The sequence below is a fragment of the Phreatobacter aquaticus genome (assembly GCF_005160265.1).
In the GTDB taxonomy this organism is placed as follows: Bacteria; Pseudomonadota; Alphaproteobacteria; order Rhizobiales; family Phreatobacteraceae; genus Phreatobacter; species Phreatobacter aquaticus.
Genome location: NZ_CP039865.1, coordinates 932,502 through 954,533, shown reverse-complemented (window position 1 = coordinate 954,533; position 22,032 = coordinate 932,502). Strand labels below are relative to the sequence as shown.

The 22,032-nt window shown below is 64.5% G+C and carries 31 protein-coding genes and 1 pseudogene; 19 read left to right on the top strand and 13 right to left on the bottom strand.

Going from position 1 to position 22,032, the window contains the following annotated elements:
* Nucleotides 1-27 precede the first annotated feature (27 nt).
* Nucleotides 28-2,244 (top strand): alpha,alpha-trehalose-phosphate synthase (UDP-forming), encoded by a 2,217-nt coding sequence (locus E8L99_RS04450; protein ID WP_137098416.1) that lies wholly within the window; start codon nt 28-30, stop codon nt 2,242-2,244.
* Between the two features lie 48 nt (nt 2,245-2,292).
* Nucleotides 2,293-3,756, top strand: coding sequence for an MFS transporter (locus E8L99_RS04445; RefSeq protein ID WP_137098415.1), 1,464 nt, complete (start codon nt 2,293-2,295; stop codon nt 3,754-3,756).
* A gap of 20 nt (nt 3,757-3,776) precedes the next feature.
* On the opposite strand, the gene E8L99_RS04440 is transcribed toward E8L99_RS04445, so the two are convergent.
* Nucleotides 3,777-4,643 (bottom strand): transglutaminase family protein, encoded by an 867-nt coding sequence (locus tag E8L99_RS04440; protein WP_168201566.1) that lies wholly within the window; start codon nt 4,641-4,643, stop codon nt 3,777-3,779.
* 429 nt (nt 4,644-5,072) lie between these two features.
* On the opposite strand from E8L99_RS04440, the gene E8L99_RS04435 reads away from it, so the two are divergent.
* Nucleotides 5,073-5,279 (top strand): hypothetical protein, encoded by a 207-nt coding sequence (locus tag E8L99_RS04435; protein ID WP_137098413.1) that lies wholly within the window; start codon nt 5,073-5,075, stop codon nt 5,277-5,279.
* Between the two features lie 100 nt (nt 5,280-5,379).
* On the opposite strand, the gene E8L99_RS04430 is transcribed toward E8L99_RS04435, so the two are convergent.
* Nucleotides 5,380-5,934 (bottom strand): hypothetical protein, encoded by a 555-nt coding sequence (locus E8L99_RS04430; RefSeq protein WP_137098412.1) that lies wholly within the window; start codon nt 5,932-5,934, stop codon nt 5,380-5,382.
* Nucleotides 5,935-5,972: 38 nt separating this feature from the next.
* Complete coding sequence (locus E8L99_RS04425) at nt 5,973-6,323, bottom strand: PepSY domain-containing protein (protein ID WP_137098411.1); 351 nt, start codon at nt 6,321-6,323, stop codon at nt 5,973-5,975.
* Here E8L99_RS04425 and E8L99_RS04420 point away from each other — a divergent pair.
* Nucleotides 6,322-6,729, top strand: coding sequence for a hypothetical protein (locus tag E8L99_RS04420; protein WP_137098410.1), 408 nt, complete (start codon nt 6,322-6,324; stop codon nt 6,727-6,729). The two genes, E8L99_RS04425 and E8L99_RS04420, sit on opposite strands and share 2 nt — an antisense overlap.
* 108 nt (nt 6,730-6,837) lie before the next feature.
* Entirely contained in the window at nt 6,838-7,221 is a 384-nt protein-coding gene (locus tag E8L99_RS04415; RefSeq protein WP_137098409.1) for a response regulator, read from the top strand.
* A 57-nt stretch (nt 7,222-7,278) separates the two neighbouring features.
* On the opposite strand, the gene E8L99_RS04410 is transcribed toward E8L99_RS04415, so the two are convergent.
* Together E8L99_RS04410 and E8L99_RS04405 are read right to left on the bottom strand one after the other, a co-directional pair.
* A complete protein-coding gene (locus E8L99_RS04410) occupies nt 7,279-7,503 on the bottom strand; it encodes a hypothetical protein (protein ID WP_137098408.1) in 225 nt (74 codons plus the stop codon).
* Between the two features lie 46 nt (nt 7,504-7,549).
* Nucleotides 7,550-7,756, bottom strand: a complete 207-nt coding sequence (locus E8L99_RS04405) for a CsbD family protein (RefSeq protein WP_137098407.1) — start codon at nt 7,754-7,756, stop codon at nt 7,550-7,552.
* Between the two features lie 263 nt (nt 7,757-8,019).
* Between E8L99_RS04405 and E8L99_RS04400 the strand changes: the two genes are divergently transcribed.
* The 4 genes from E8L99_RS04400 to E8L99_RS04385 all read left to right on the top strand — a co-directional run bounded on the left by E8L99_RS04400 (nt 8,020) and on the right by E8L99_RS04385 (nt 10,208).
* Complete coding sequence (locus E8L99_RS04400; RefSeq protein ID WP_137098406.1) at nt 8,020-9,177, top strand: AI-2E family transporter; 1,158 nt, start codon at nt 8,020-8,022, stop codon at nt 9,175-9,177.
* A 60-nt stretch (nt 9,178-9,237) separates the two neighbouring features.
* The gene (locus tag E8L99_RS04395) at nt 9,238-9,558 is read left to right on the top strand and encodes a hypothetical protein (protein ID WP_137098405.1); all 321 of its coding nucleotides are present in this window, start codon (nt 9,238-9,240) and stop codon (nt 9,556-9,558) included.
* 1 nt (nt 9,559) lies between these two features.
* Nucleotides 9,560-9,958: a hypothetical protein gene (locus E8L99_RS04390; protein WP_137098404.1), complete on the top strand. Its 399-nt coding sequence runs from the start codon at nt 9,560-9,562 to the stop codon at nt 9,956-9,958.
* 82 nt (nt 9,959-10,040) lie between these two features.
* Complete coding sequence (locus E8L99_RS04385) at nt 10,041-10,208, top strand: DUF1328 domain-containing protein (RefSeq protein WP_137098403.1); 168 nt, start codon at nt 10,041-10,043, stop codon at nt 10,206-10,208.
* 132 nt (nt 10,209-10,340) lie between these two features.
* Here E8L99_RS04385 and E8L99_RS04380 read toward each other — a convergent pair whose 3' ends face one another.
* Entirely contained in the window at nt 10,341-11,126 is a 786-nt protein-coding gene (locus E8L99_RS04380; protein WP_137098402.1) for a response regulator, read from the bottom strand.
* 13 nt (nt 11,127-11,139) lie between these two features.
* On the opposite strand from E8L99_RS04380, the gene E8L99_RS23950 reads away from it, so the two are divergent.
* Together E8L99_RS23950 and E8L99_RS04370 are read left to right on the top strand one after the other, a co-directional pair.
* Complete coding sequence (locus E8L99_RS23950) at nt 11,140-11,496, top strand: NepR family anti-sigma factor (RefSeq protein WP_252511256.1); 357 nt, start codon at nt 11,140-11,142, stop codon at nt 11,494-11,496.
* The gene (locus tag E8L99_RS04370; protein ID WP_137098401.1) at nt 11,486-12,043 is read left to right on the top strand and encodes a sigma-70 family RNA polymerase sigma factor; all 558 of its coding nucleotides are present in this window, start codon (nt 11,486-11,488) and stop codon (nt 12,041-12,043) included. The genes E8L99_RS23950 and E8L99_RS04370 overlap by 11 nt, the downstream gene beginning before the upstream one ends.
* 60 nt (nt 12,044-12,103) lie before the next feature.
* On the opposite strand, the gene E8L99_RS04365 is transcribed toward E8L99_RS04370, so the two are convergent.
* Together E8L99_RS04365 and E8L99_RS04360 are read right to left on the bottom strand one after the other, a co-directional pair.
* Nucleotides 12,104-12,337: a hypothetical protein gene (locus tag E8L99_RS04365; RefSeq protein ID WP_137098400.1), complete on the bottom strand. Its 234-nt coding sequence runs from the start codon at nt 12,335-12,337 to the stop codon at nt 12,104-12,106.
* Nucleotides 12,338-12,417: 80 nt separating this feature from the next.
* On the bottom strand, nt 12,418-14,226 hold the full coding sequence (locus tag E8L99_RS04360) for an ABC transporter ATP-binding protein/permease (protein ID WP_137098399.1): 1,809 nt from the start codon (nt 14,224-14,226) through the stop codon (nt 12,418-12,420).
* Between the two features lie 194 nt (nt 14,227-14,420).
* Between E8L99_RS04360 and E8L99_RS04355 the strand changes: the two genes are divergently transcribed.
* Together E8L99_RS04355 and E8L99_RS04350 are read left to right on the top strand one after the other, a co-directional pair.
* A complete protein-coding gene (locus tag E8L99_RS04355; RefSeq protein ID WP_137098398.1) occupies nt 14,421-14,816 on the top strand; it encodes a PRC-barrel domain-containing protein in 396 nt (131 codons plus the stop codon).
* 161 nt (nt 14,817-14,977) lie between these two features.
* On the top strand, nt 14,978-15,232 hold the full coding sequence (locus tag E8L99_RS04350) for a hypothetical protein (RefSeq protein ID WP_137098397.1): 255 nt from the start codon (nt 14,978-14,980) through the stop codon (nt 15,230-15,232).
* Between the two features lie 3 nt (nt 15,233-15,235).
* Here E8L99_RS04350 and E8L99_RS04345 read toward each other — a convergent pair whose 3' ends face one another.
* Nucleotides 15,236-16,228, bottom strand: a complete 993-nt coding sequence (locus E8L99_RS04345) for a PAS domain S-box protein (protein ID WP_168201564.1) — start codon at nt 16,226-16,228, stop codon at nt 15,236-15,238.
* A 304-nt stretch (nt 16,229-16,532) separates the two neighbouring features.
* On the opposite strand from E8L99_RS04345, the gene E8L99_RS04340 reads away from it, so the two are divergent.
* From E8L99_RS04340 to E8L99_RS04320, 6 genes and pseudogenes are all read left to right on the top strand, one after another.
* On the top strand, nt 16,533-16,751 hold the full coding sequence (locus E8L99_RS04340; protein ID WP_137098395.1) for a hypothetical protein: 219 nt from the start codon (nt 16,533-16,535) through the stop codon (nt 16,749-16,751).
* A 129-nt stretch (nt 16,752-16,880) separates the two neighbouring features.
* Entirely contained in the window at nt 16,881-17,054 is a 174-nt protein-coding gene (locus E8L99_RS04335) for a DUF1328 domain-containing protein (protein ID WP_137098394.1), read from the top strand.
* A 203-nt stretch (nt 17,055-17,257) separates the two neighbouring features.
* Nucleotides 17,258-17,356: pseudogene (locus E8L99_RS24120) on the top strand (MJ0042-type zinc finger domain-containing protein); the annotation flags it as partial.
* Between the two features lie 48 nt (nt 17,357-17,404).
* Nucleotides 17,405-18,181, top strand: coding sequence for an FxLYD domain-containing protein (locus E8L99_RS04330; RefSeq protein ID WP_168201506.1), 777 nt, complete (start codon nt 17,405-17,407; stop codon nt 18,179-18,181).
* Nucleotides 18,182-18,250: 69 nt separating this feature from the next.
* Nucleotides 18,251-18,781, top strand: coding sequence for a hypoxanthine phosphoribosyltransferase (hpt, locus tag E8L99_RS04325; RefSeq protein ID WP_137098392.1), 531 nt, complete (start codon nt 18,251-18,253; stop codon nt 18,779-18,781).
* A 7-nt stretch (nt 18,782-18,788) separates the two neighbouring features.
* Nucleotides 18,789-19,172 (top strand): response regulator, encoded by a 384-nt coding sequence (locus E8L99_RS04320; RefSeq protein ID WP_137098391.1) that lies wholly within the window; start codon nt 18,789-18,791, stop codon nt 19,170-19,172.
* 22 nt (nt 19,173-19,194) lie between these two features.
* Here E8L99_RS04320 and ppa read toward each other — a convergent pair whose 3' ends face one another.
* The 4 genes from ppa to rpmB all read right to left on the bottom strand — a co-directional run bounded on the left by ppa (nt 19,195) and on the right by rpmB (nt 21,997).
* On the bottom strand, nt 19,195-19,731 hold the full coding sequence (ppa, locus tag E8L99_RS04315) for an inorganic diphosphatase (RefSeq protein ID WP_137098390.1): 537 nt from the start codon (nt 19,729-19,731) through the stop codon (nt 19,195-19,197).
* Nucleotides 19,732-19,828: 97 nt separating this feature from the next.
* Nucleotides 19,829-20,338 (bottom strand): GNAT family N-acetyltransferase, encoded by a 510-nt coding sequence (locus E8L99_RS04310; RefSeq protein ID WP_137101948.1) that lies wholly within the window; start codon nt 20,336-20,338, stop codon nt 19,829-19,831.
* A 176-nt stretch (nt 20,339-20,514) separates the two neighbouring features.
* On the bottom strand, nt 20,515-21,498 hold the full coding sequence (locus E8L99_RS04305) for a Tim44 domain-containing protein (protein ID WP_137098389.1): 984 nt from the start codon (nt 21,496-21,498) through the stop codon (nt 20,515-20,517).
* 202 nt (nt 21,499-21,700) lie between these two features.
* A complete protein-coding gene (rpmB, locus tag E8L99_RS04300) occupies nt 21,701-21,997 on the bottom strand; it encodes a 50S ribosomal protein L28 (protein ID WP_137098388.1) in 297 nt (98 codons plus the stop codon).
* Between the last annotated feature and the right edge of the window lie 35 nt (nt 21,998-22,032).

Genomic DNA, 22,032 nt, shown 5'->3' with positions numbered 1-22,032 from the left:
GGCCGGCAGAGCGGGAGTGCGAGTTCGATGAGCCGATACTCACACGCCGTGATCTTCGTTGTCGCGTCTGCCACCGTCCTCGCGGTGCTTGCGGTGGCGCTTGTCTGGCTGTCCAAGACGGTCGTCGAACGCGTTGCACAGCGCGATGTCGAGATGCGTTCGGAGCTGGTGTTCAACTCCATTCGCGATCGCATCGAGCGCGAGATGGGTGGCGATACCCAGGCGCTCAGGACCCTGTTCGAACGGGTGACGGGCGACGAACGCATCTTGGCACTCGGGCTTTGCGACGGCCCCGGCCGGATGATCATCGCGACGAAGCGGATGCCCGCGCAATTCGCCTGTCCGCTTCGGGCCGAGGAGGTTCGCTTTCGCGGCCTCTGGGTTGATGGCGAGCGCCTGGTGATCGGAGCGTTTCCTGTTCATTCCGGCAGCGAGACCGGAACCCTGCTGGTCCTTCACGAGCGCGGCTTCGTCACCGAACGCGTCGGCCAGGCGGGCTGGTACCTCATCATGGCGGGCCTGACCCTGATCGTGCTGATCGGCGTCCTTGCAACGCTCGCCGTCGTGATGCTGCAACGCCGCTACATGGGCTCGGTGCTGGCGACGATCGAAAGCCTGCGCGAGGGTCAGCCTGCCTCGCCGAGCCTTGCCGCCCCCGCCCTGCCGGTCAGCGATGACGTTCGCAAGCTCTTGCGCGACTTCCGCGATCGCATCCGGCAGGAAGACACAACCAATGTGGAATGGTCGCCGAAGGCCCTGCAGGATCTCCTGGAGAACGAGCTGCCCGACACGGAGGTGATCATCGCCTCCAACCGCGAGCCCTATATCCACAACCGCGACGGCGATGTCATCTCTGTCCAGCGTCCGGCCAGCGGCCTGGTCTCGGCGCTTGAGCCGGTGGTGCGCGCGACGGGCGGCACCTGGGTGGCCCATGGCAGCGGCTCGGCCGATCGCGAGACGGTCGATGCCAACGATCGCGTTCTGGTGCCTCCGGGCAAGCCGGCCTATCGGCTGCGCCGGGTCTGGATCTCGGACGAGGAGCAGGACGGCTATTATTATGGATTGTCCAACGAGGGCCTCTGGCCGCTCTGCCACCTGGCCTATGTCCGGCCGATCTTCCGCGAGAGCGACTGGCAGGCCTATGTGGCGATCAACCAGCGGTTCGCCGATGCCATCGTGCGCGAGGCGACCAGGCCCGACCCGGTGATCCTGGTGCAGGATTATCATTTCGCCCTGCTGCCGAAGATGGTGCGCGAGCAGCTGCCGAAGGCAACCATCCTGACCTTCTGGCATATTCCCTGGCCGAATGCCGAAGCCTTCGGGATCTGTCCGTGGAAGGAGGAGATCATTGCCGGTCTCCTCGGCTCGACAGTGCTGGGCTTCCACACCCAGGCCTATTGCAACAATTTCTTCGACACGGTCGATCGCTTCATCGAAAGCCGGATCGACCGGGAGCATCGCTCCGTCGTCCATGCCGGGCACGAGACCATGGTGCGGCCCTATCCGATCTCGATCGAATGGCCGCCTGCGGCGCTCGCCGGGCAAAAGCCGGTGGACGAATGCCGGCGCGTGGTGCGCGAGCGCTACGGCCTGCCGGCCGATATGCGGATCGGCATCGGCATCGAGCGCTTCGACTATACCAAGGGCATTCTTGATCGCCTGATGGCGGTGGATGAGCTGCTGATCCGGCATCCCGAGTGGAAAGGCCGCTTCACCTTCATCCAGATCGCCGCCCCGACGCGCAGCAAGCTCGCAAGCTATGTGAACCTGCAGCAGGAGGCCCAGCGGATCACCGAGGAGATCAATGCCCGACATGGCAGCGATGGCTACCAGCCGATCCATCTGGTCATCCGCCATCACGAGCCCGAGGACGTCTATGAGCTGTTCCGGGCGGCCGACCTCTGCGTTGTCTCAAGCCTTCACGACGGCATGAATCTGGTCGCCAAGGAGTTCGTCGCGGCGCGCGACGACGAACGCGGCGTGCTCGTTCTGTCGCGCTTCGCCGGTGCTTCGAGCGAACTGTCCGAGGCGCTGATCATCAACCCCTATGACGTTCACGGCATGGCGACCGCGATCGACCGGGGCCTGTCGATGTCCGAGGACGAGCAGCGTGAGCGCATCCGGCTGATGCGGAACCACATCCGGGAGCGCAATGTCTATCGGTGGGCTGGCCAGATCCTGATTGATGCCTCGCGAATCCGGAAGCGGCTCAAGGTCAACGAGTTGCACAGCCTCGGGGAGTGATTGCGAACCTCCGCAGCACTCGCGCGTTGGTGGCGGGAGGAGATCGCCATGACCAGCGCGGCAGTGAATCCCACCGATACGGCTTCTCCTGGCATCATCGAGACGGACATTCCGGCGCGTCTTGATCGTCTGCCATGGTCGCGATTTCATACGCTGGTCGTCGCCGCGCTCGGCATCACCTGGATCCTGGACGGCCTCGAGGTCACGCTCGCCGGCACCGTGTCCGGAGCGTTGAAGGCGAGCCCGGTCCTGCAGTTCAGCAATGCCGATATCGGGCTCGCCGGCAGCGCCTATCTGGCCGGAGCCGTGCTTGGCGCCCTCTTCTTTGGTTGGCTAACCGATCGCATCGGCCGCAAGAAACTGTTCTTCATCACACTGGCTGTCTATCTCGTGGCAACCGCCGCCACGGCCTTCTCATGGAACCTCTGGAGCTTCCTGTTGTTCCGGTTCCTGACGGGCGCCGGGATTGGCGGCGAGTACTCGGCGATCAACTCGACCATCCAGGAGCTTGTCCCCGCCCGCGTCCGCGGCTGGACTGATCTGGTCATCAACGGCAGTTTCTGGATCGGCGCGGCGCTTGGCGCGGTCGGCTCCATCGTGTTGCTCGACCCTGCATTCCTCGCCCCGGATCACGGTTGGCGCTTGGCGTTCCTTGTGGGATCGCTGCTGGCCCTCGTCATCTTCTTCATGCGGATGTGGATCCCGGAAAGCCCGCGCTGGCTGATGACCCACGGGCGGCTTGAAGAGGCCGAGGCGATCGTTGCTGGGATCGAAGCGCGGGTGAGGGCGGAGGGACATGTCATCGATGACAAGCCGCTGCCGAAAGTGCGGCTGGTCGCACGCCGGTCGACATCGTTTGCCGAGGTCGCGCATACCATTCTTCATCTGCATCGAAGTCGGTCGGCGGTTGGGCTTGCGCTGATGTCGGCGCAGGCCTTCTTCTACAACGCGATCTTCTTCACCTATGCCCTGGTGCTGACCGATTTCTACGCCATCCCGGCCGACAAGGTCGGCTGGTACATCCTGCCTTTCGCGCTGGGCAACGTTCTGGGACCGGTTCTGCTCGGTCGCCTGTTCGATACGATCGGAAGACGCCCAATGGTCGCGTTCACCTACTTCATGTCGGGGATCTTGCTGGCCGGCTCCGGCTACCTGTTCGCTGCCGGCTATCTGACGGCAACCACGCAGACAATCGCCTGGATGGTGATCTTCTTCTTTGCGTCGGCGGCCGCGAGCTCAGCCTATCTGACCGTCAGCGAGACGTTCCCACTCGAGCTGCGGGCGCTGGCCATCGCCCTGTTCTACGCGGTCGGCACGGGGGTTGGCGGTGTCGTCGGCCCCACGCTGTTCGGTTGGCTGATCGACACAGGATCACGATGGTCGTTGTTCGGCGGCTATATCCTTGGAGCGGCGCTGATGATCATCGCTGCCGGGGTCATGCTGCGCTGGGGCATCGCCGCCGAGCGCAAGTCGCTCGAAGAGGTCAGCCGTCCCTTGTCGTTTGTCGACTAAGCAAGATGAGGTATCGAGGCTCAGGTGCTTTCGGCAGCGCTGATCTCAACGCCCACGAACAGGGCTGCTGACGTTCCGGCGGGTCCGACAAAGCTGCCGGAGATTGGCGAGGCATCGCCCGGCACGCGGGCCATGGCCACGCGGATCAGGTTCGGGTCGGCGACCAGCGCATTGGTCGGGTCGAACTCGACCCATCCGTCGCCTGGAATGAAAACCTCCGCCCAGGCGTGGGTGAAACCGACAGTCGAGCGCACGCCGCCAGGGCCGACGCTGTCGTGGAGATAGCCGGTGATGAACCGTGCGGCATAGCCCAGCCGCCGCGCCGCCTCGATGAACAGCCAGGCAAGATCGCGGCAGGAGCCGGCCTTCACGGCAATGGTCGTGATCGGATCCTGGGTCCCTTCCTCATAGCGCACGCTGTAACCGAAGCCAGTGTGGATGGCATTGAAGACCGCTGTCAGCGGCGCACTCTCGGCCGGAGCTTGAGCCAGGACCGCCGCCATCCATTCGGCCATGCGACCGTCGTCGTCGGTCGCTGGTGAGAGATAGGGCTGGAGCACAATCCGCTCGCCGTCGGTGTAGCGCGGCGTGAAGTGCGACTGCCGGGAATTGGAATAGGTGTTCGGCAGTGTCGATGCGTAGCGGCGGAGCACAAGCTTGCTGACAACCTCCAGGCGATCGCTCATTTGCGAGAACGTCGCGATAGCCACCGGGTTACCGTAGACGTCGTGGATCCATTCCAGATGGGCGGCCGGCGTGATCTGCAGGCTGGTATCGAGAATCCGCATGTCGAAGCTGTCGCGCGGCCGCAGCATGAGCCGGTGCGGACCAAAATCGACCATGGTTGGATATTGATAGGTGGTGGCGTGCCGAACAGTCAGATCCATGCTGTGTCTCGTCGTGTCGGCGGAAAGCGCCGTTCCTGCTGACCGTGTCGGCCTTGAGTCCGGCGTCAACGCCTGAGCCGCATTTCCGTTCACCGGGTGCGTCGACATTGCACCTGGGATGAGCGGAACGATAGCTGGGACCGCGGGTTCATGTCTCTGAACAAGGGAGAGCAGCATGGCACGACATGACCAGACCGATCAGATCGCAGGCGTTCCGGTGCCCGAGCCGTTTCCCGGGCCGACACCGCCGCCGATTCCGCCCCAGCCCGACCAGCCGGATCCGATGCCTCAGCCCATTCCGCCGGCCGATCCATCCAACCCACCGGACCGGTTGTAAGTGTCGAAACCGGCCCGTGGTGCGCTGCGGGCCGGGCCAAGAACGATATCGATGAACATACGCCGGAAAGGCGTTGCGTCAGGGAGGACGCCATGGCTGACGATACCGCAACTGAACCCAAGCGCTGTCTTTTCGGCCCTGACGACATGAGGCTGATGCGGCGCAAATTCGATGAGGATTGCGAAAGGCTCGGTGTCTTTTGCGAAGACGACAAGAACCGTGAGGCGGTTGGTCGGGCAGTGGTCCGTTCGTTCGAGAGGGGCCTTGTCGATCCCGGAACGTCAAAATCTCAGGCCTGACGGATCGCGCGCCATCGACCAACCGGGACCGGCTGGAACAGAAAAAGGGGGCGCCATGAGCGCCCCCTTCGGTATTTCTGAGCCGACTAATTGACCTCAATCAGAGAGGACCACCGGGGACGCGGCCGATCGTCTCGCCGGGCAGCGCAGTGTTCAGGCTCGGACGAACTGCGCTGCCGGAATCGAGAATCGCCTGGATGCGGGCAGCGTCGGTTTCGGCGACCCTCACATGGACGAGTGTGCCGCCACGCTGAAGGCCTTCGACGTGAGACCGGGCATCCGTCTCATCGACGCCTGCACCAACCAGTGCGCCAAGCACACCGCCGGCAACGCCGACCGTGGTGGCACCGACCAGGGTTGAGGCGAGCCAGCCTGCGGCAACAACCGGACCGACACCGGGAATGGCAATGATGCCGAGGCCGGCGAGCAGGCCACCGACCGCGCCAACCGCGGCGCCAAGACCGGCACCTGTGCCGGCGCTGTCAGCTGCGCCAGGCTCGGTTGCTGCATAGTCGGAATAGCCGGCCCGATCAGCGGTCGCGTCATTCGACACCAGGCTGATGGCGCTGGACGACACACCTGCGGCCTCGACGCGTTCCACCGCGGCGGCGGCGTCACGATAGCTGTCATAGAGGGCGGAAACGGTGATGGTCATGGGTCTCTCCTGGGTTGGGGGGGATGAGAGGCGCGTTGTCACTGGGCAGCGATATTGCCGCGGAAATCGAGACCGACGGCGACGGCGGTGCCATTGCGGGTTGCGCGGCCACGCCAGACACCCTGGTCATCCTTGGCAAGGTCGGTGATCGCGCTCAGGCCGGCATCCTCCAGGCGGCGGCGAGCCTGGGCCTCGGTGAAGCTGTTGGCGCCAGGTTCGAGCGGTGCCGTGTTGATGGCCGGTGGCGTCGCCGGCGCTGTCGATGCCGCTGGCGGTGCGGGCATGGCTGGGGTGGTTGCGGCCGGCGGCTGGGCCGGCGGAGTGGTCTGGGCATAGGCAAACGTCGTCGCAAGGGACAGGGCGATTGCGGATAGGAGCGTGCGGGACATGTTTCCCTCCTTCTGGCTTGAGCCTGCTCCATCAACACCCGCCCTCTGCCCAGGTTCCCCGGACTGTGAAATCTTAGGCTCCCTCTCGCCATATTCGCCGCCAAATGGAACAGGAATTGCGCCTGTGCGTAGTATTCATGGCTCAAATTCAGGCGATGGAGAAACTATGGTGCTTCAGCAATTATTTCCAGCTTTGGACATACAGCCGGGCGATCTCAACGAGATCGAGAAGAATAGCCTTCTTGATTTTGAGAAGGGCGCAACAAAGATCGTGGATACAAATCTGATCGATCGGTTGAAGAAATTTGGACTTGTCGTTCATCAGGATGGGCGCTGGGGGCTGACGGATCGCGGCCGCCGGTTCTGCCGGGTCTATGGTTCACGCGGAGCGCCTTCGGGTGGCTGACACCCGCGTGAGCCGGTCGCGCCCTGTTGCCACCAGGTGATAGGATCAAGCCTCCGCCTTGCCTGCGGGCCGTCTTTTCCTTCGAATCGAGCAGAGAAGTTCACGGCGATGACCGATGGTCCCGACAACTCGAACTCAAGCGGTGTCTTCACGGTCCTGGCGGTGGATGACGACGCGCTGGTCCGCTTCGGCATGGTCGCCATGCTGGAGGAACTTGGCCATGTCGTTCACGAGGCCAGCTCCGGTTCCGAGGCGATCACATGCCTTGCCGAGAATCCGGCAATCCAGATCGTCGTCACCGATCAGGCGATGCCAGGCATGAGTGGCCTTGAGTTGATCGACGAGATGCGGAGGCGGTTCCCGTCGGTGCGTCCGGTCCTGGCGACCGGGTACGGCGCCTCCGGTGCCGATGGCAAGCCTCTGCCCAACGTTCCACGTCTCAACAAGCCCTACACGCAGGACGATATCGTGGCGATCTTCGCGGAGCTTTGATCCGGCTCGGGCGTCGCCGGATCGAGGTGCTGGTGGTGAATGCTGAGACCCGCTCCCTCAGATGATCGTGCGAACCCAGAAGATCCAGTAGAGCCCAAGCACGAGCACCGCGCCCAACAGGCTGGCCACGAGCACGAACAGGACGGGGCGTCCTGCCGGCCCCTGCCGCGCCGTGTCGGACGTCAGGACCTGTGGCCGGTCACCCGTGTAGCGTGGCGGCGTCTGGATATTGTCGGGTTCGAGTATCCGGTCGTCGGCCATGGTGCGCGTCTCCGTCGTCAAAAGAGAAGCCCGGCCGGGACAATCCCGGCCGGGCTCTGGATGCTGGTCAGTTCCAGTTGCGACTGGAGAACCAGGTGTCGACTTCCTGCTTCGCCTTGTCCTTGGCGTAGCCGTAGCGCTCCTGGAGGCGCCCCTCGAGCTGATCGCGGCGACCGGCGATCACGTCGAGGTCGTCATCGGTGAGCTTGCCCCACTGTTCCTTGACGTTGCCCTTGAGCTGCTTCCAATTGCCTTCAACGCGGTCCCAATTCATCGAAACCTCCTGTGTTCCTGGGGTGAGACCTGATCAACCCCCCGGGATGCAGCGAAGTTCCGGTCAGATCGTCTTTTCGTGGCAGCAGGTGTGACCGGCGGGGTTATCCACGGCGCTCCTTGGTCCCGCGGGGCCCCCAAGCTCTGCATCGGGCGCGCGCGTCCCAGCCCTTCGCCGTGACCGCCCTTGCACGCTTGGAACCGGAGCCGCGCCGCCACGTTGTTGCGCTGCCGCTCAGTCGAAGCCGGCCGGGGAGTGCGACCATGGCGTGGGAGAGTTTGTCCGGTCTACGCGCGCGTTCCGAGCCGCCAATCGACGAACCGGATGTGGCCCCCGAAGATGATGGGCATGATCCTGTGCTGCGCTACGCCGCGCTCGGGATCTTCCTGATCCTGTTCACAGCCGTTCTCTATGTCACGCGGGTGATCGCCTTGCCGGTGATTGCCGGCGCCATCTTCGGCCTGGTCCTGGGGCCGGCAACTGACCGGTTGGTGCGCCATGGCGTTCCCCAGCACCTGGCTGCCGCTATTCTGGTTCTGGCGGTCGTCGCACTTGGCACCGGAGCCATTGGTCTACTGGCGGTGCCGCTTGCCGCCTGGAGCGACCAATGGCCAGCCATGATGGCCGCGCTTCAGACCAAGCTGCAGCCGATCCTGGAGCTCGTGAAGCAGATGGAGGGAGCGCTCACGCATTTCTCCAGCTCGTCCGGCCTGGAAGTGAACGTGGCCAATGGCAGCCCGCTGATGCATTTCGCGATCTCGTCGACGACGGCGATGAGCGGCGTGCTGATCTTCCTGGCCACGACCTATTTCTACCTCGCCACCCGCCGGGTCTTGAAGGTGCGCATCCTCAGGCTTTGCCTCGGTGGCGATGTCAGGAAATCCGCCAGCAGCTTCTTCAATGAGATCGAGCAACAGGTCACCGCCTATCTCGGCGTCGTGACGGCGATCAATCTGGGTCTTGGCGTCGCCATGACCATTATCGCGTGGATCGCCGGCCTGCCGTTCCCGATCTTCTGGGGGGCCATGGCGTTTCTCCTCAACTTTCTGGCTCTGATTGGCCCGATTGTCGTGGCAGGACTGGTCTTCGCCGCGGGGCTTCTGACTGCCACCACGACGCTTGGCGCCCTCTGGCCGGCTCTCGTGTTCTATGGCCTCCATCTCATCGAATCGAATGCCCTGACACCGGCCATCGTGGGCAATCGGCTGACGGTGCCGCCGTTCCTCGTGTTCCTGTCGCTGATCTTCTGGCTGTGGCTCTGGGGGCCGGTCGGCGCTGTTCTGTCCACGCCGCTCCTGCTCATCGCGATGGTCGCCATCGAGACCATCAGGGATCACGGCGATTCCGGCGATGTCTCGCGGAGGGAGGTCCCGCTCTCGGGCCAGCGGAACCGATCGGCCGTGTCAGCGTTGTCAGACTGAGAGCGCGGCACGGCCTGTCCTGCTGCGAACCCATCCCCACCCCATTTCAGGAGACGCGACATGTCGAACAATTTTGCCGGCAACAATCACTCCGGCGTCAGGGCTGCCGCTGACGAGGTCGTCGAGCGGACCCAGGCTGGTCTCCGCGAAGGCGCCGAGATCGGCGAGAGCATGCTGCGCTCGGCTGGCGATGCGGCGGCCAACGTCAACCAGAAGCTCAAGAGCGCGGGCGTTGATGCCGAGGCGATGGTCGATGCCGCCAAGGACCAGGCGAGCGAGCTCCAGAAGCTGATCGCGGATGAACTGAAGGCTCACCCGATGCGCACGCTGGGCGTGGCGGCCGTCGTGGGTCTGATCGCGGGTCTGATGGTCTCGCGCTGACATGTTGCGGGCTCTGGGCGCACTCGCCTTCGCTGAAGCCGGCGTCTCCGTGAGGAGAAGTCTGCTGATCCATGGCCTCTACCTGCTCGCTGCCCTGACTGTGATGGCTGGGATCGGGTTTGGCTTGGCCGCGCTCCATGTCGTGCTGTCGGTGCGCTACGATGCCGTCATGGCCAGCCTCGTGATTGCCTTCGGCCTGATGGTCGTGGCGATGCTGGTCTTCGCAGTCGCCGCCTTTCTGCAATCGCGCCCGCGGCGTCCGAACGCGATGGCGGAGACCGCTTTGGCCGTTGCTCCGGTCGCGATCACCGCGGTGATGTCGAAGCCCGGAATCAAGGTCGCGGCTCTCGGCGGCGTCATGCTGCTTGCCGCGATGATCGGGCGTGAGTTGCGGAGGTAAGCAAGGTCAGGGGGCGCGGCAGCGCGCCCTTTGCCGCTGACGTCACACGTGGACGCTGTGACCGTTCCTGCTGGAGATCGACATGATCAGTCTTGCGATTGCTTGTCTCATCGTTGTCCTGCTGACCGCCATTCTGGGGTTCGGCGGCATTGTCGGCGCAACCCTCGCCACGACCCAGCTTGTGTTTGTCGTCGCGCTGGTCGGCTTCGGACTGTCGGCCATGGCGGGCGTGGCGCGCCTGCGGGACTAGCGGCGGGCGCAAACCTTCGCCATCCTGCCGCCGAGCTGCAGTTCGGCATTGAAAAAGCCCGGGAGGTTTTCCTCCCGGGCTTTCTCGTTTATCGGCCAATGATCGGTCGCCGCAAGGCGACGGGCTGTTGCCTCACGCAGCAGCCTGTCCGGCCCGCCTATCGAAGAACAGGGCCTGGCTGATGGCAGCCTTCACCGCATCGGGCTGGAAGGGCTTGGTGATCAGGAACGTCGGCTCCGGCCGGTCGCCGGTCAGCAGGCGCTCGGGATAGGCCGTGATGAAGATCACCGGCACGGAGATCGTGCGCAGGATCTCGTTCACCGCATCGAGGCCGGAGCTGCCATCGGCGAGCTGGATGTCGGCCAGCACCAGGCCTGGCCGCTTGGCGGTGACCAGGGCGACGGCTTCCTTGTGGGTGGAGGCGATGCCCGCCACGCGATGACCGAGCTCCTGCACCATGGTCTCGATATCGAGCGCGATGATCGGCTCGTCCTCGATGATGACGACGTCGGTTGCAACCTGTTCGGCGATTTCACGGCCGGCAGCGTTCAGGAGATCCATGGCCTCCGCGGAGGTGCAGTTCATGATGGTTGCGACCTCGGTGAGCGAGAAGCCCTCGACAGTGCGCAGGAGGAAGGCCTGGCGCGATTGCGGCGTGAGCGCATCGAGATTGCGTTCGGCAAAGCTCCGCTCGCCGCGCGTCTCCGTGTTGACGGACACAGACAACCAGAGCTTGATGAAAATCCGATACAGCGCGATGCGCTCGCCGAGCTGCTTCTCGAAGATCGAGGGCGCCTCGATGAGCGCTTCCAGCGTCGCCATGACATAGGCGTCGCCGCTGGCCTGCGTGCCGCTCAGCGTCCTGGCAAACCGCCTAAGATACGGAAGATGCGGTGAAATTTCCTGTGCGATGGACATGCGAAGAGCCTCCATGGGATGGCCGCAGGCAACCATTCAGGCCCCTCGCTTGGCAAGCGATATATTTTTGAATTTTCGTGGAACCTTTGCCGAAACCTGGCGTTCTTATCGCGGTTCGGTGTGTATGACCGCATCGAAAGGTGTCGAGGCGCAGATGATGAATCCAGAAGACGAAGATCGCAAGTCTGAACCTGAGGTCTTCGAGCCAGTTCTTGACCAGCGCATTCAGGACATGATCGGTCGCTCGCTCAAGGCGCATTACGACGACCTGATCAAGGCACCGATCCCCGACAAGTTTCTGGTTCTTCTTGCCCAACTCGAGGCGAAGGAACGCCAGGAACAGGCAAAGGGCCAAGCCGATGAGCGGTGACACGTTCAGGGACGGTCTGATTGCGGAAATTCCGAATCTTCGCGCCTTCGCAACCTCGCTGTCGGGATCGATGCAACTGGCCGATGACCTCGTCCAGGACACGCTCCTGAAAGCCTGGTCGAATGTCGACAAGTTCACGCCCGGCACCAGTCTCAGGGCCTGGCTCTTCACCATCCTGCGCAACACCTATTTCTCGCTCTACCGCAAGCGCGGCCGCGAGATTCAGGACAGCGAGGGCACCTATACCGAGCGGCTGGCGACCCATGGTTCGCAGGAGAGCCATCTCGACCTCGCCGACTTCCGGAAGGCACTCGCCACGCTTCCCGAGGAGCAGCGCGAAGCGCTGATCATGGTCGGGGCCAGCGGCCTCTCCTACGAGGAGACGGCCGATATCTGTGGCATCGCGGTCGGCACGGTGAAGAGCCGCGTCAATCGTGCCCGCGCCAAGCTCGCCGAGATCCTGTCGATCGATGGTGCGAATGAATACGGGCCGGATCGCAAGACCACCGCTGCCCTGCAGCGCACACCCGTAGCCTCGGGCGGCTGAGTCCCCCCACTCGCCGCCTAGAGAGAAGCCGCCCTGGGCAACCGGGGCGGCTTCGTCGGTTCAGCGATCAGTGTTGCGGTCGGCTCTGGCCGGAAGGGCGAAGTCGAGCGTCTCGGTGGCGGCGCGTGTATTGATGGCAAGCACGGTGTTCGGGCCGGCGGCTCCGACGCGCTCGTCGGGCGCGAAGCGGCTGGAGGGCTGCAGCGCCAGGCTGAGGAAGCAGGTGGCGAGCACCGCCAGCATGGCGGCCGTGAACATCAGTGTCGGCAGGATCAGGCGCGACTTTATCGACATGTCTGGCTCCAGGATGTGACCATCTGGAGCATCAACAGAGCGCGGGCCGCAAGGTTCCGGTGCGGCCCGTGACCGATCGTCTAGCGGGCGGCGTCGATCCCCAGTAGGCGCCAAAGCGAATGGCCGATCGAGACCGACGTCATCCGGGCGCCGGCAGGGCGGCGTTCCAGCTCGATCTTGCGGGTATGGAAGGCCTCGAGGCCGGCGCGATGACCGACGCTGACAACGGTCGATTCCTTCAGTTCCTCATTCAGGAGGGTCAGCAGCTTGTCCTGACTGCCCTCATCGAGAGCCGACGTGGCCTCATCGAGAATGATGATGTCGGGCTTCTGGATAAGGAGGCGGGCGAAGGCCACGCGCTGGCGCTCGCCGCCCGACAGGGTCTTGTCCCACTGATCCTCGTCGTCGAGGCGTTTTGCGAGATATTCGAGCCCGCAACGGTTGAGTGCGCCGAGGACTATGGCCGCGTCCACCTTCGCGTCGGCCTCGGGATAGACGAGGGCCGCATGCAGCGTGCCCATCGGGATGTAGGGTTTCTGCGGCACGAAGGCGATCTTGCGGTTGGCGGGCACCTTGATCGAGCCGGAGCCCCAGGGCCACAGCCCGGCAAGGGCGCGGATCAGCGTGCTCTTTCCGGTGCCGCTCTCGCCGGTGATCAGGACCTTTTCGCCAGCCTTGATGATGACCGACGCATCGGCGATGACCACCCGACCGTTGCGATGGGCAAGCGACAGGTTGTCGATATGGATGGCGTCATCCGGGCTCTCGCCGAGCTCGATCTGGGTTTCGCCCTCCATGATCGTGCCGATGTCGAGATCCTCCATCGCTTCGACCAGTTCGTCGACGCGGGTCAGCGAGGCATACCATTCGGCCAGGCGGACGAAGTTGTCGACGAACCAGATGAGTGCGGCCTGAACGGCACTGAAGGCAGCGGCCACCTGCATCACACCGCCGAGCGTCAGGTCGCCGGACAGGTATTTCGGCGCGACCAGCAGAAGCGGGATGATGGGGAACAGGGCGCCGTTGGTGTTCATCACCATGGCGATCACGCCCTGCTGACGGATGACGCTGATCCAGGCTTTCAGGACGTTGCCGTAATTTTCGTAGACCGATGCGCGTTCGTCGCTGTCGCCGCCGATCAGCGCGATACTCTCGGCGTTCTCGCGGAGCCGCGTCATCTCGGCGCGGAACTGGGCCTCCATCTCGTTCTTGTGCGAGATCTTCTTCACCAGCGGCCGGCCAGTGACATAGGCGGCAAGGGATGCGACGACGGCATAGAGGATTGCGGCCAGCGCCATGTAGAAGGGGATTTCGTAGGTCGCCCCGCCGATGGTGACAGGCAACGATCCCGCGACCTGCCAGAGGATGGCCGCGAAGGTGAGCGCGGTGATGGTCGCGGTGATCAGACCCAGCAGGAATTCGACCAGCGGTTCGATCGCCAGCCGGACATCCTCGGCGATGCGGAATTCCGGTGCGGTCTGCTCCTCGGCGACGAAGCCGAGCCGGTAATAGCGCTGATCGGCAATCCACCAGCCGACAAGATGGCGCGTCAGCCATTCGCGCCAGCGCGCCTGCAGCACCATCCGCGCGATCACCAGGCCGGACAGCGTGACGGCCGAGAAGCCGACGGCGAGGGGCACCCAGCCGACCGCTGCCATGACGGCCGGCACTGACTTCTGCTCAAGGGCATCGAAAAACATGCGCTGCCACGCGTTCAGTCCGACCTGCGCGATGATCTGCAGTCCGGCGAGCGTGAGTACGAGGCCGGTGAGGATCCATGCCCGCAGGCGGGTCTCACCTGTCCAGAAGCCGAGTGCGACACGGAAGAATTCGCGCGCGCGAGCGCGAGCCGGAGCGGTCTCCGGGACGGAGTCGTCGGAAGAGGTCATGAAGCACCGGTTTGTCGAGGGTCAAAACGGACCGAGAGGCAGGCCCGGATTTCACAACGCTGCGGTGCGTCTTTCGTTCCAGTGCAGCGGGAAGCCATGCCGCCGATCTGATGTGCGCTGGAACAATGTTCCGACCGGGCACGTTGGTCCTGTATCGGCGCCGCAGGGCGTCCCAGCCATCACAGGAGGACATCATGCACAATCAGACTACGGGAACTGCCGGCTCGGCCACCGGTTCGGGTCACACGACGATCATCGCGGCTGACAAGGTGGTCGGGACCGAAGTGTACAACAGCGCCGGCGAGCATCTTGGCGAGATCCATGACGTCATCCTCGACAAGATCTCCGGCAAGGTCGTCTATGCCGTGATGTCGTTCGGCGGCTTCCTGGGCATCGGCGAGCAGTATCATCCGCTGCCGTGGAGCACGCTGAAGTACGATTCCGAGCGCGGTGGCTATGTCGTGCCGCTGACCCGCGAACGGCTGGAGAATGCGCCGAGCTATCGCGCGGACGGCGAGCCCGACTGGAGCGACCGCAAGTACGGCAAGAGCGTTTTCGATTATTACGGCGCCGGTCCCTACATGATGTGACACGCCGCGCCGGCCAATCGTCGGCGCCGGATTGTCCCCCACCTTCGGCACTGTCGTGGAGGGTGCGAGCCATTGGCTCGCACCCTTTGTCATGTGGGATCGGGCGGCAAGGGAACCGAACGACAGGTGCCCGCGTTTGCCCTTGGCAACGGGAGATTGTCATGACCATCCACACCAAGGCGAGCCGCGAAGCCGACAAGCTGCAGAGCGAGGGCACTAAGGAGTTCGACGAGGCCATCGCCGGGCCGGGACCGATCATGCCCAAGACCGAGGCGAACGCCAAGGAGGACGCCGAACTGACACGAGCTCTTGAGGCCTCGTTTCCTGCCAGCGACCCGGTCTCGGCGGTGTCAGCGCCGACCAAGGTCGGCAAGCCGGTCCGTTCGACCGGTAAGGTCAAGGCGTCGGCGCCCTGAGCGTCAGGCCGCGCGGACCGCGTCCAGTGGGGTGTCCAGCCGCCAGGTGACGCCCTCGGCGGTGAAGGCATAAGTGACCTTGCCGTGAAGGGTTGCTTCGGTCATGCGGATCAGCACGACCTGGCCGAAGCCGAATTCTGTCGGTTCAGTCACCGGCGGCCCGCCCGTTTCCTGCCAGCTGATGGTGAAACGGGGTGTGTCGCCGGTCCCCACATTCCAGCGCAGGTCGACCTGTCCGTGTTCGGTGGAGAGCGCACCGAAGATCAAGGCATTGGTCGACAATTCGTGGAGCGCCATTCCAAGGGCCTGTGCGCCAACCGGGGATAACAGCAGATCGGGGCCGCTCGAGACGATCCGCGATCCCGCGAGATCATCGACATAGGCGAGCTGGTTCTTCACCAGCGTCTTGATCGGCACGCCGGCCCAATTCTCCTGGACCAGCAGATCCTGGCTCGCCGCCATCGACTGAAGCCGCGCCGAGAGCCGCTTGGCAAAATCCTGGGGCGAGGAGCGGCGGACCGTCTGGCGGACGATCGCCTCGACCAGCGCCAGCATGTTCTTCGACCGGTGCACGACCTCGCGCATCAGCATGGTGCGGATGTCTTCGTTGCGCTGCCACTCGGTGACATCGCGGGCAATCTTGGAGGCGCCGATGATGTTTCCGGCGGCGTCGAAAATCGGCGAGATCGTCGCCGAGATGTGGACGGGTGCGCCGTCCTTGCGCAGGCGGATCGTCCGGAACGTGTTCACGCGGCTGCCGCGCTTGATGGTGTTGAGGATGGCTTCTTCCTCGGAGAGCCGGTCGGGCGGGATCAACACGGTGACCTGTTGCCCAACGATCTCTTCCGCCGCATAGCCGAAAATTGCCTCAGCCGCGGTATTCCAGGAGGTGATGATGCCGTTGAGGTCCTTGCTGACGATCGCATCGGCGGAGGAACTGACGATCGAGGCGAGCAGAGCCTGATAGTCGAGCGCGGCCTTGGACGAGGTGATCATGGCCTGTCCTCGACGCGAGCGAAAAGAGATGGCGAGCACAGGGGAAAGATGTCGTCGCCTGCCGCGTCTTGAAATGTCGGCTGTGTCATGTCGATGGCTGCTGCCCTGATGGGAATCACGGCTGTCGAACGATCGCGACCGTCTCGCACGCCAACCCCGAAAACGCCGCACCGTGCGATTGGTTCCAGGCTGCGGGCAAGAGAAAATTATCGTGCTCATCTGGAAATACCAGCGGCCCCGAACGTTGAGGTTCCAGATGCACCCGGCTCCCGGGCGCTATCCAGCGCGAGCGGAGGAGGCAACCATGGCCAACAATCCATTTCCCGGAGGCCCGCCAGGAGCGGTGGGGCGCGACGAGCCGAACAAGCGCGGCGGAACCTCTCGCGGCAATCAGGGCGAGGACCGGGAACAGGGCGACCTCGCCGGCCCGGGCAATTTCGCTGACAGCCCCGAAACGGGGAAGGACGCTCTCGTGCGCGGTGCGCCCCCCAAGCCACGCAAGCGCTACAGCCTTTCCGGCTGATCAGCGAGTTGGCCTCGGGCGGGCCGGGAACAAACACGCGGGCGATGCGTAGATGTCGATGTCAAACAGGCGCCGCAAGATTGATGCGGTTTCGACATCAACATCGCAAATGAACATAAGGAGAGAGTGATGGGTAGCCTTCTGCATTGGGCCGTCATTTTTCTGATCGTTGCTCTCGTGGCAGCCTTTCTTGGATTTGGCGGCGTGGCCGGAACCGCGATGAGTGGCGCACAGATGCTGTTCTGGGTCGCTATCGTCCTGTTCGTCATCTCGGCGATCGCAGGATTCATACGGCGAGCCTGACGCTCGTTACCGGATCGAGTGAGTGCCGGCGAGGAGGCAGGTTGTGCCGCCTCGCCGGCCTTCGCATCACCGGTGCACGGAACGAGCGAGATCGCATCTGGCAGGGGCGAGCGAGCATCACGGCCTTTTCCCGTGCAGTAACCGGCAATTAACCACGCTGAGGCACGGTGGGCGCAGTGGGACATCGGTCCCGAGGCGCTGCCATGTTGATCGTCTGCCCCTCTTGCGCGACGGCTTTCCGGGTCTCCGCATCCGCCCTCGGTGAGGACGGGCGGCAGGTCCGTTGTGCCCAGTGCCGTGCCGTCTGGCTGGCGACCCCCGAAAGCGCCCTGGCCGAGCCGGAAGCCGCCATGGCGACCTTCGACGAGCCGCCGGCGCGCTCATCCGAGCCATCCCCGCAGGCCGCTGTCGATGATGCCGACTGGGGTGCCGCCTTCGCCGAAGAAGCCAAGGACAAGGATGACGGGGCCGCCGACCCCGCTGAAGCCCCTGTCGAGGCCGATGATTTCCCCGTCGCCGAGGCTCCCTCGCTCCAGCCGGACATCGTGGCGGAGCCCTTGCCTCAGCGTCGCGATCCCGAGCCGCGCCCCAGCAGCACCGGCAGCCGGCGCGCTGGCGCGGGTGGTGCCGATACATCGAAGCGCCGGCGGCTGCCTGCCGCCATGTCGCGCATCCCGGTCAGCCGGCTGCGTCTCTCGCCGTCGGCAACCATCCTGGCCCTTGGGGCTGCGATCCTGGGACTGTTCTTTCTCGGCCGCGAGCAGATCGTGCGGACCGTGCCGGACGCGGCCTCGGTCTATGAGCGCATGGGCATTCCGGTCAATCTGCGCGGCGTCGACTTTCGCGACGTCAAGGGCGCCAGAGAGGTCGTCGATGGTGTTGTCGTGCTGGTGGTCGAAGGCCAATTGGTCAACATCACCAGTCGTGCCATCGATCTGCCGCGCCTGAGGCTTGCCGTCCGCGACGCCGGCGGCAAGGAAATCTACACCTGGACAGCGACTGCGCCGAAGCCGCAGCTTGGACCGGGGGAAGCGGTTGCCTTCCGCTCGCGGCTGGCATCGCCGCCCCCCGATGGCGCCAATGTCGAAGTGCGCTTCTTCACGAGGCTTGATGCCGCAGGCCGGTGACGGCTGCTGCGCACCGCGCTATCACATGACACCACGTCCGCTCTTTCCGGCACGTGGCGGAGCCAGACGATGAACCGATCCAACATCCGTGTCCTTTTTTCCGCCGAGCAGATTGCCGAGCGCGAGACCAGCCTGGTCCAGGAGATTGCCGCGACCAAGCCGGAGCGCCTGCTCGTCATCGCGGTGCTCAAGGGGTCCTTCGTCTTCGCGGCCGATCTGATCCGGGCCATGGACGCGGCCGGCATGGCGCCCGAGGTCGAGTTCATGTCGCTGTCGAGCTATCTCGAAGGCACGGTGTCGAGCGGCTCGGTGCGCATCGTCCACGATATCGAGAGCCCGGTTGCCGATCGTGATGTCCTGTTGGTCGACGATATTCTGGAGAGCGGCCGTACCCTGACGTTTGCCAAGGATCTTCTGATGGCGCGTGGCGCGCGCAGCGTGAAGACCTGCGTCCTGCTGGAAAAGCCGGGCAAGCGGGCCGTCCATCTCAATCCCGACTATGTCGGCTTCACCTGCCCGGATGTCTTCGTCGTCGGCTACGGCATGGATGTCGCCCACGCATGGCGGCAATTGCCCTTCGTCGGCGTGATCGGGGACTGACCGGCCCATGGCGCGCATCCTGATCGCCGAAGACGAGGAAGCGGTTCGCGCCTTCGTGCGCCGGGCGCTCGAGATCGATGGTCACGTCGTCAAGGAGGCGCGGGACGGCGCCGAGGCTCTGGAAATCCTGGAGATCGAGAAGGGCGCGTTCGACCTCCTGCTCACCGACATCCGCATGCCGCTGATGGACGGCATCGCGCTGGCGCTGGCGGCGGCCCCCCAGTTTCCCGACCTGGTGATCCTGCTGATGACCGGCTATGCGGACCAGCGCGAGCGGGCGCATGGGCTCGACGCGCTGATCCATGATGTCGTGACCAAGCCATTCTCGCTGGCCGATATCCGCGCCAAGGCCGCGGAAGCGCTGGCCGCCGGGCCGAAGCGCCCGGCCTGACCGGATCAGGCCGGAGGCTGGCTCAGGCCTTAGCCTTCTTGGCGCGCTCGACGCCTTCAAGGATCAGCCGGCGGGCCTCCTCGGCATCGCCCCAGCCGATGACCTTCACCCACTTGCCGGGCTCCAGGTCCTTGTAGTGCTCGAAGAAGTGCTCGATCTGCTTCAGCGTGATGTCCGGCAGGTCGGTGATCTCGTGGACATGCTCGTAGCGGCGGGTGAGTTTCGGCACAGGCACCGCGATGATCTTCTCGTCGCCACCGGCTTCGTCATTCATCTTGAGCACGCCGATCGGGCGGACGGCGACAATGGCGCCCGGCACGATGCCGCGCTGGTTGGCGATCAGCACGTCGCAGGGATCGCCGTCTTCCGACAGCGTATGCGGGATGAAGCCGTAATTCCCCGGATAGCGCATCGAGGTGTAGAGAAAGCGGTCGACCACCAGGGTGCCGGCTTCCTTGTCCATCTCGTACTTGATGGGTTCGCCGCCGACCGGGACCTCGACGATCACGTTGACTTCGTGCGGGGGGTTCTTGCCGAGGGAGACGGCTTCGATGCGCATCAGGATAACTCCGGAAAAGGTCGCGCTTCGTTAGCCGCTCCAGGCGGTCTCCGGCAAGTGCTGCGAAAGGCGAACGAGAATGCGTGCCGGAGAAAGGTCAGGCGTTCCAGCCGAATGCCGTCTTGTCCAGCGAGGATGGGCCGAATGTTTCGGACGACCGCGCCACCGGCTTGCCGCCGAGTGCGCGATAGAAACGCATGGCCGCCTCGTTGTCGCTTAGTGCCCAGATCACCATGCTGTCGAGCCCGTGCGAGCCAAGGTCGAGGCGGGCCGACTCGAACAGCTTCTGACCGAGACCGAGGCCAATGAACTTCGGGCGCAGATAAAGCTCGTAGATCTCACCGTCATAGGACAGTGCCTTGGCGCGGTTGCGCCCATAATTCGCGTAGCCCGCGACTTCGTCGCCGAAGCCGAGGAGGGCGATGCGATTGCCCTTGCGAATGGCCTGCTCCCACCAGCCGGGGCCACGGCGGGAGATCAGCTTTTCGAGCTCCGCACCCGGGATGAGGCCGCGATAGGCGGCACGCCATGCCTCGTCGTGGACCTCGGCAACGACCGGGGCATCGGCAGGGCGCGCGAGGCGTATTTCGGTTGTGACCGTCTTCATGATGCCGACGATGGAACCACGACTGCCGGTCGCTCGCAACGGTTTCATTAAGACTTCGTCAACAGGTCTGATCAAAGGGTTAATACCCACAGGCTCGATTGCCCGGCCTCTTGACGGCACAAAAACAAACCCCGGCGCGATGGCCGGGGTTTGCGAGATCTCGATGTCGGACGGGCTTAGGCGGTCTGCTGGATCGCGGAGAGCACCCAGGTGCCGCCATGGGGCCGGCGGAAGGTCCAGAGCTCCACCACCTGCTCGCCGGCGGGGTTGCCGCCAACGACCCGGCCGGAGGCGCGCTCGGTCGTCACGTCGACCAGACCGTAGCGCATCGCAACCGTTGCATAGTCCGAGTCCTGCTCGCGCCAGGCTTCCGACAGGTCGCCTTGCAGCAGCTTGACGTTGGAGATGCGGTTGATGACACCGCGGTCGGCATTGGCCTTCAGGTCCTCGGCGAAATAGGACACCATTTCCGGCGTCGCCAGGGCGCGAAGCGCGTTCACATCCTCGCGGGAATAGGCATCCTGCACCTCACCCAGCCGGCGTTCGAACTGGTCGAAGTCCTGCGGCGAGATGCCGACCTTGTCGGAGGGGGCCATGCTGGGCGAGGCGACCGAGCCGCCGGCAGCGCCAGGAACGGCGCCACCCATCATGCCCATGGGGCCGCCGGTGCGGGCATGACCCATCGGGCCTGCCGCGGGGGCCGGGTTGCGGCTGCGGAAGAAGCGGAAGGCGAGCCAGATGATGCCGCCGATGAGGGCAAGCTGCAGCAGGAAGCCGAACATGCCGGCCATCGAGCCGAGGCCAGCGCCGAAGCCGCCGCCAGCGAGCATGCCGAACAGGCCGGCGCCGAGGAAACCTGCGGCGAGGCCCATGCCGAGACCACCCCAGCGCGACGGCTGGGCTGCCGCGGGCGGCGTCATGCCGGGCCGCGGCGCCATGCCTGGCTGCTGCATGCCCGGGGCGGGCGTCGGCGTGGTCGTGCGCTGCATCGGCTGGGCGGCCGTGGGCGCGGTATTGGTCGGAGGAGGCGCGGAATGGGTCTGGCTGCCGCGGCTGCCGGACGAGCGGCTGCCACCGGGACGGGCGTCAGCGACGATCGCGCCAGCCATCAGCGTGATGGCGGCGACGGCTGCAACGCGGAAAAGAGTCTTGGTCGACATGTGTTTCCCACCTTTGGCACGGGGACCGAACCGGACCCACGTTTGCACCAATGTTATTGCCATATGGTGTTGCCGTCGCTGCGCGACAATGACGCACGGGAAATCGTTTGGACGCACGGGCAAGGGCGCGCCCGGACAAACGACAAAACCGGCGTCGGTTGCCCGGCGCCGGTTCGCAATGTCTGGGAAGACGGTTCGCCGATCAGGCTGCGGCGGCTGCCGCAACCTTCTTGGCGATCGCCGACTTCAGCTGGCGTGCCTTGATCGACAGATCTTCGGCACGGGCCTTCTGCAGGAAGGCATCCAGGCCGCCATTGTGGTCGACCGAGCGCAGCGCATGGGTCGAGACCCGAAGCGACACGGTCTGGCCGAGCGCATCGGATGCGAAGGAGACGCTCTGCAGGTTGGGCAGGAAGCGGTGCTTGGTCTTGATGTTCGAGTGGCTGACCCGATGGCCAACCTGAACACCTTTACCGGTGAGTTCACAACGACGCGACATCGGTCGGATCCTAACGATGAGCGACGGCCTTGGGC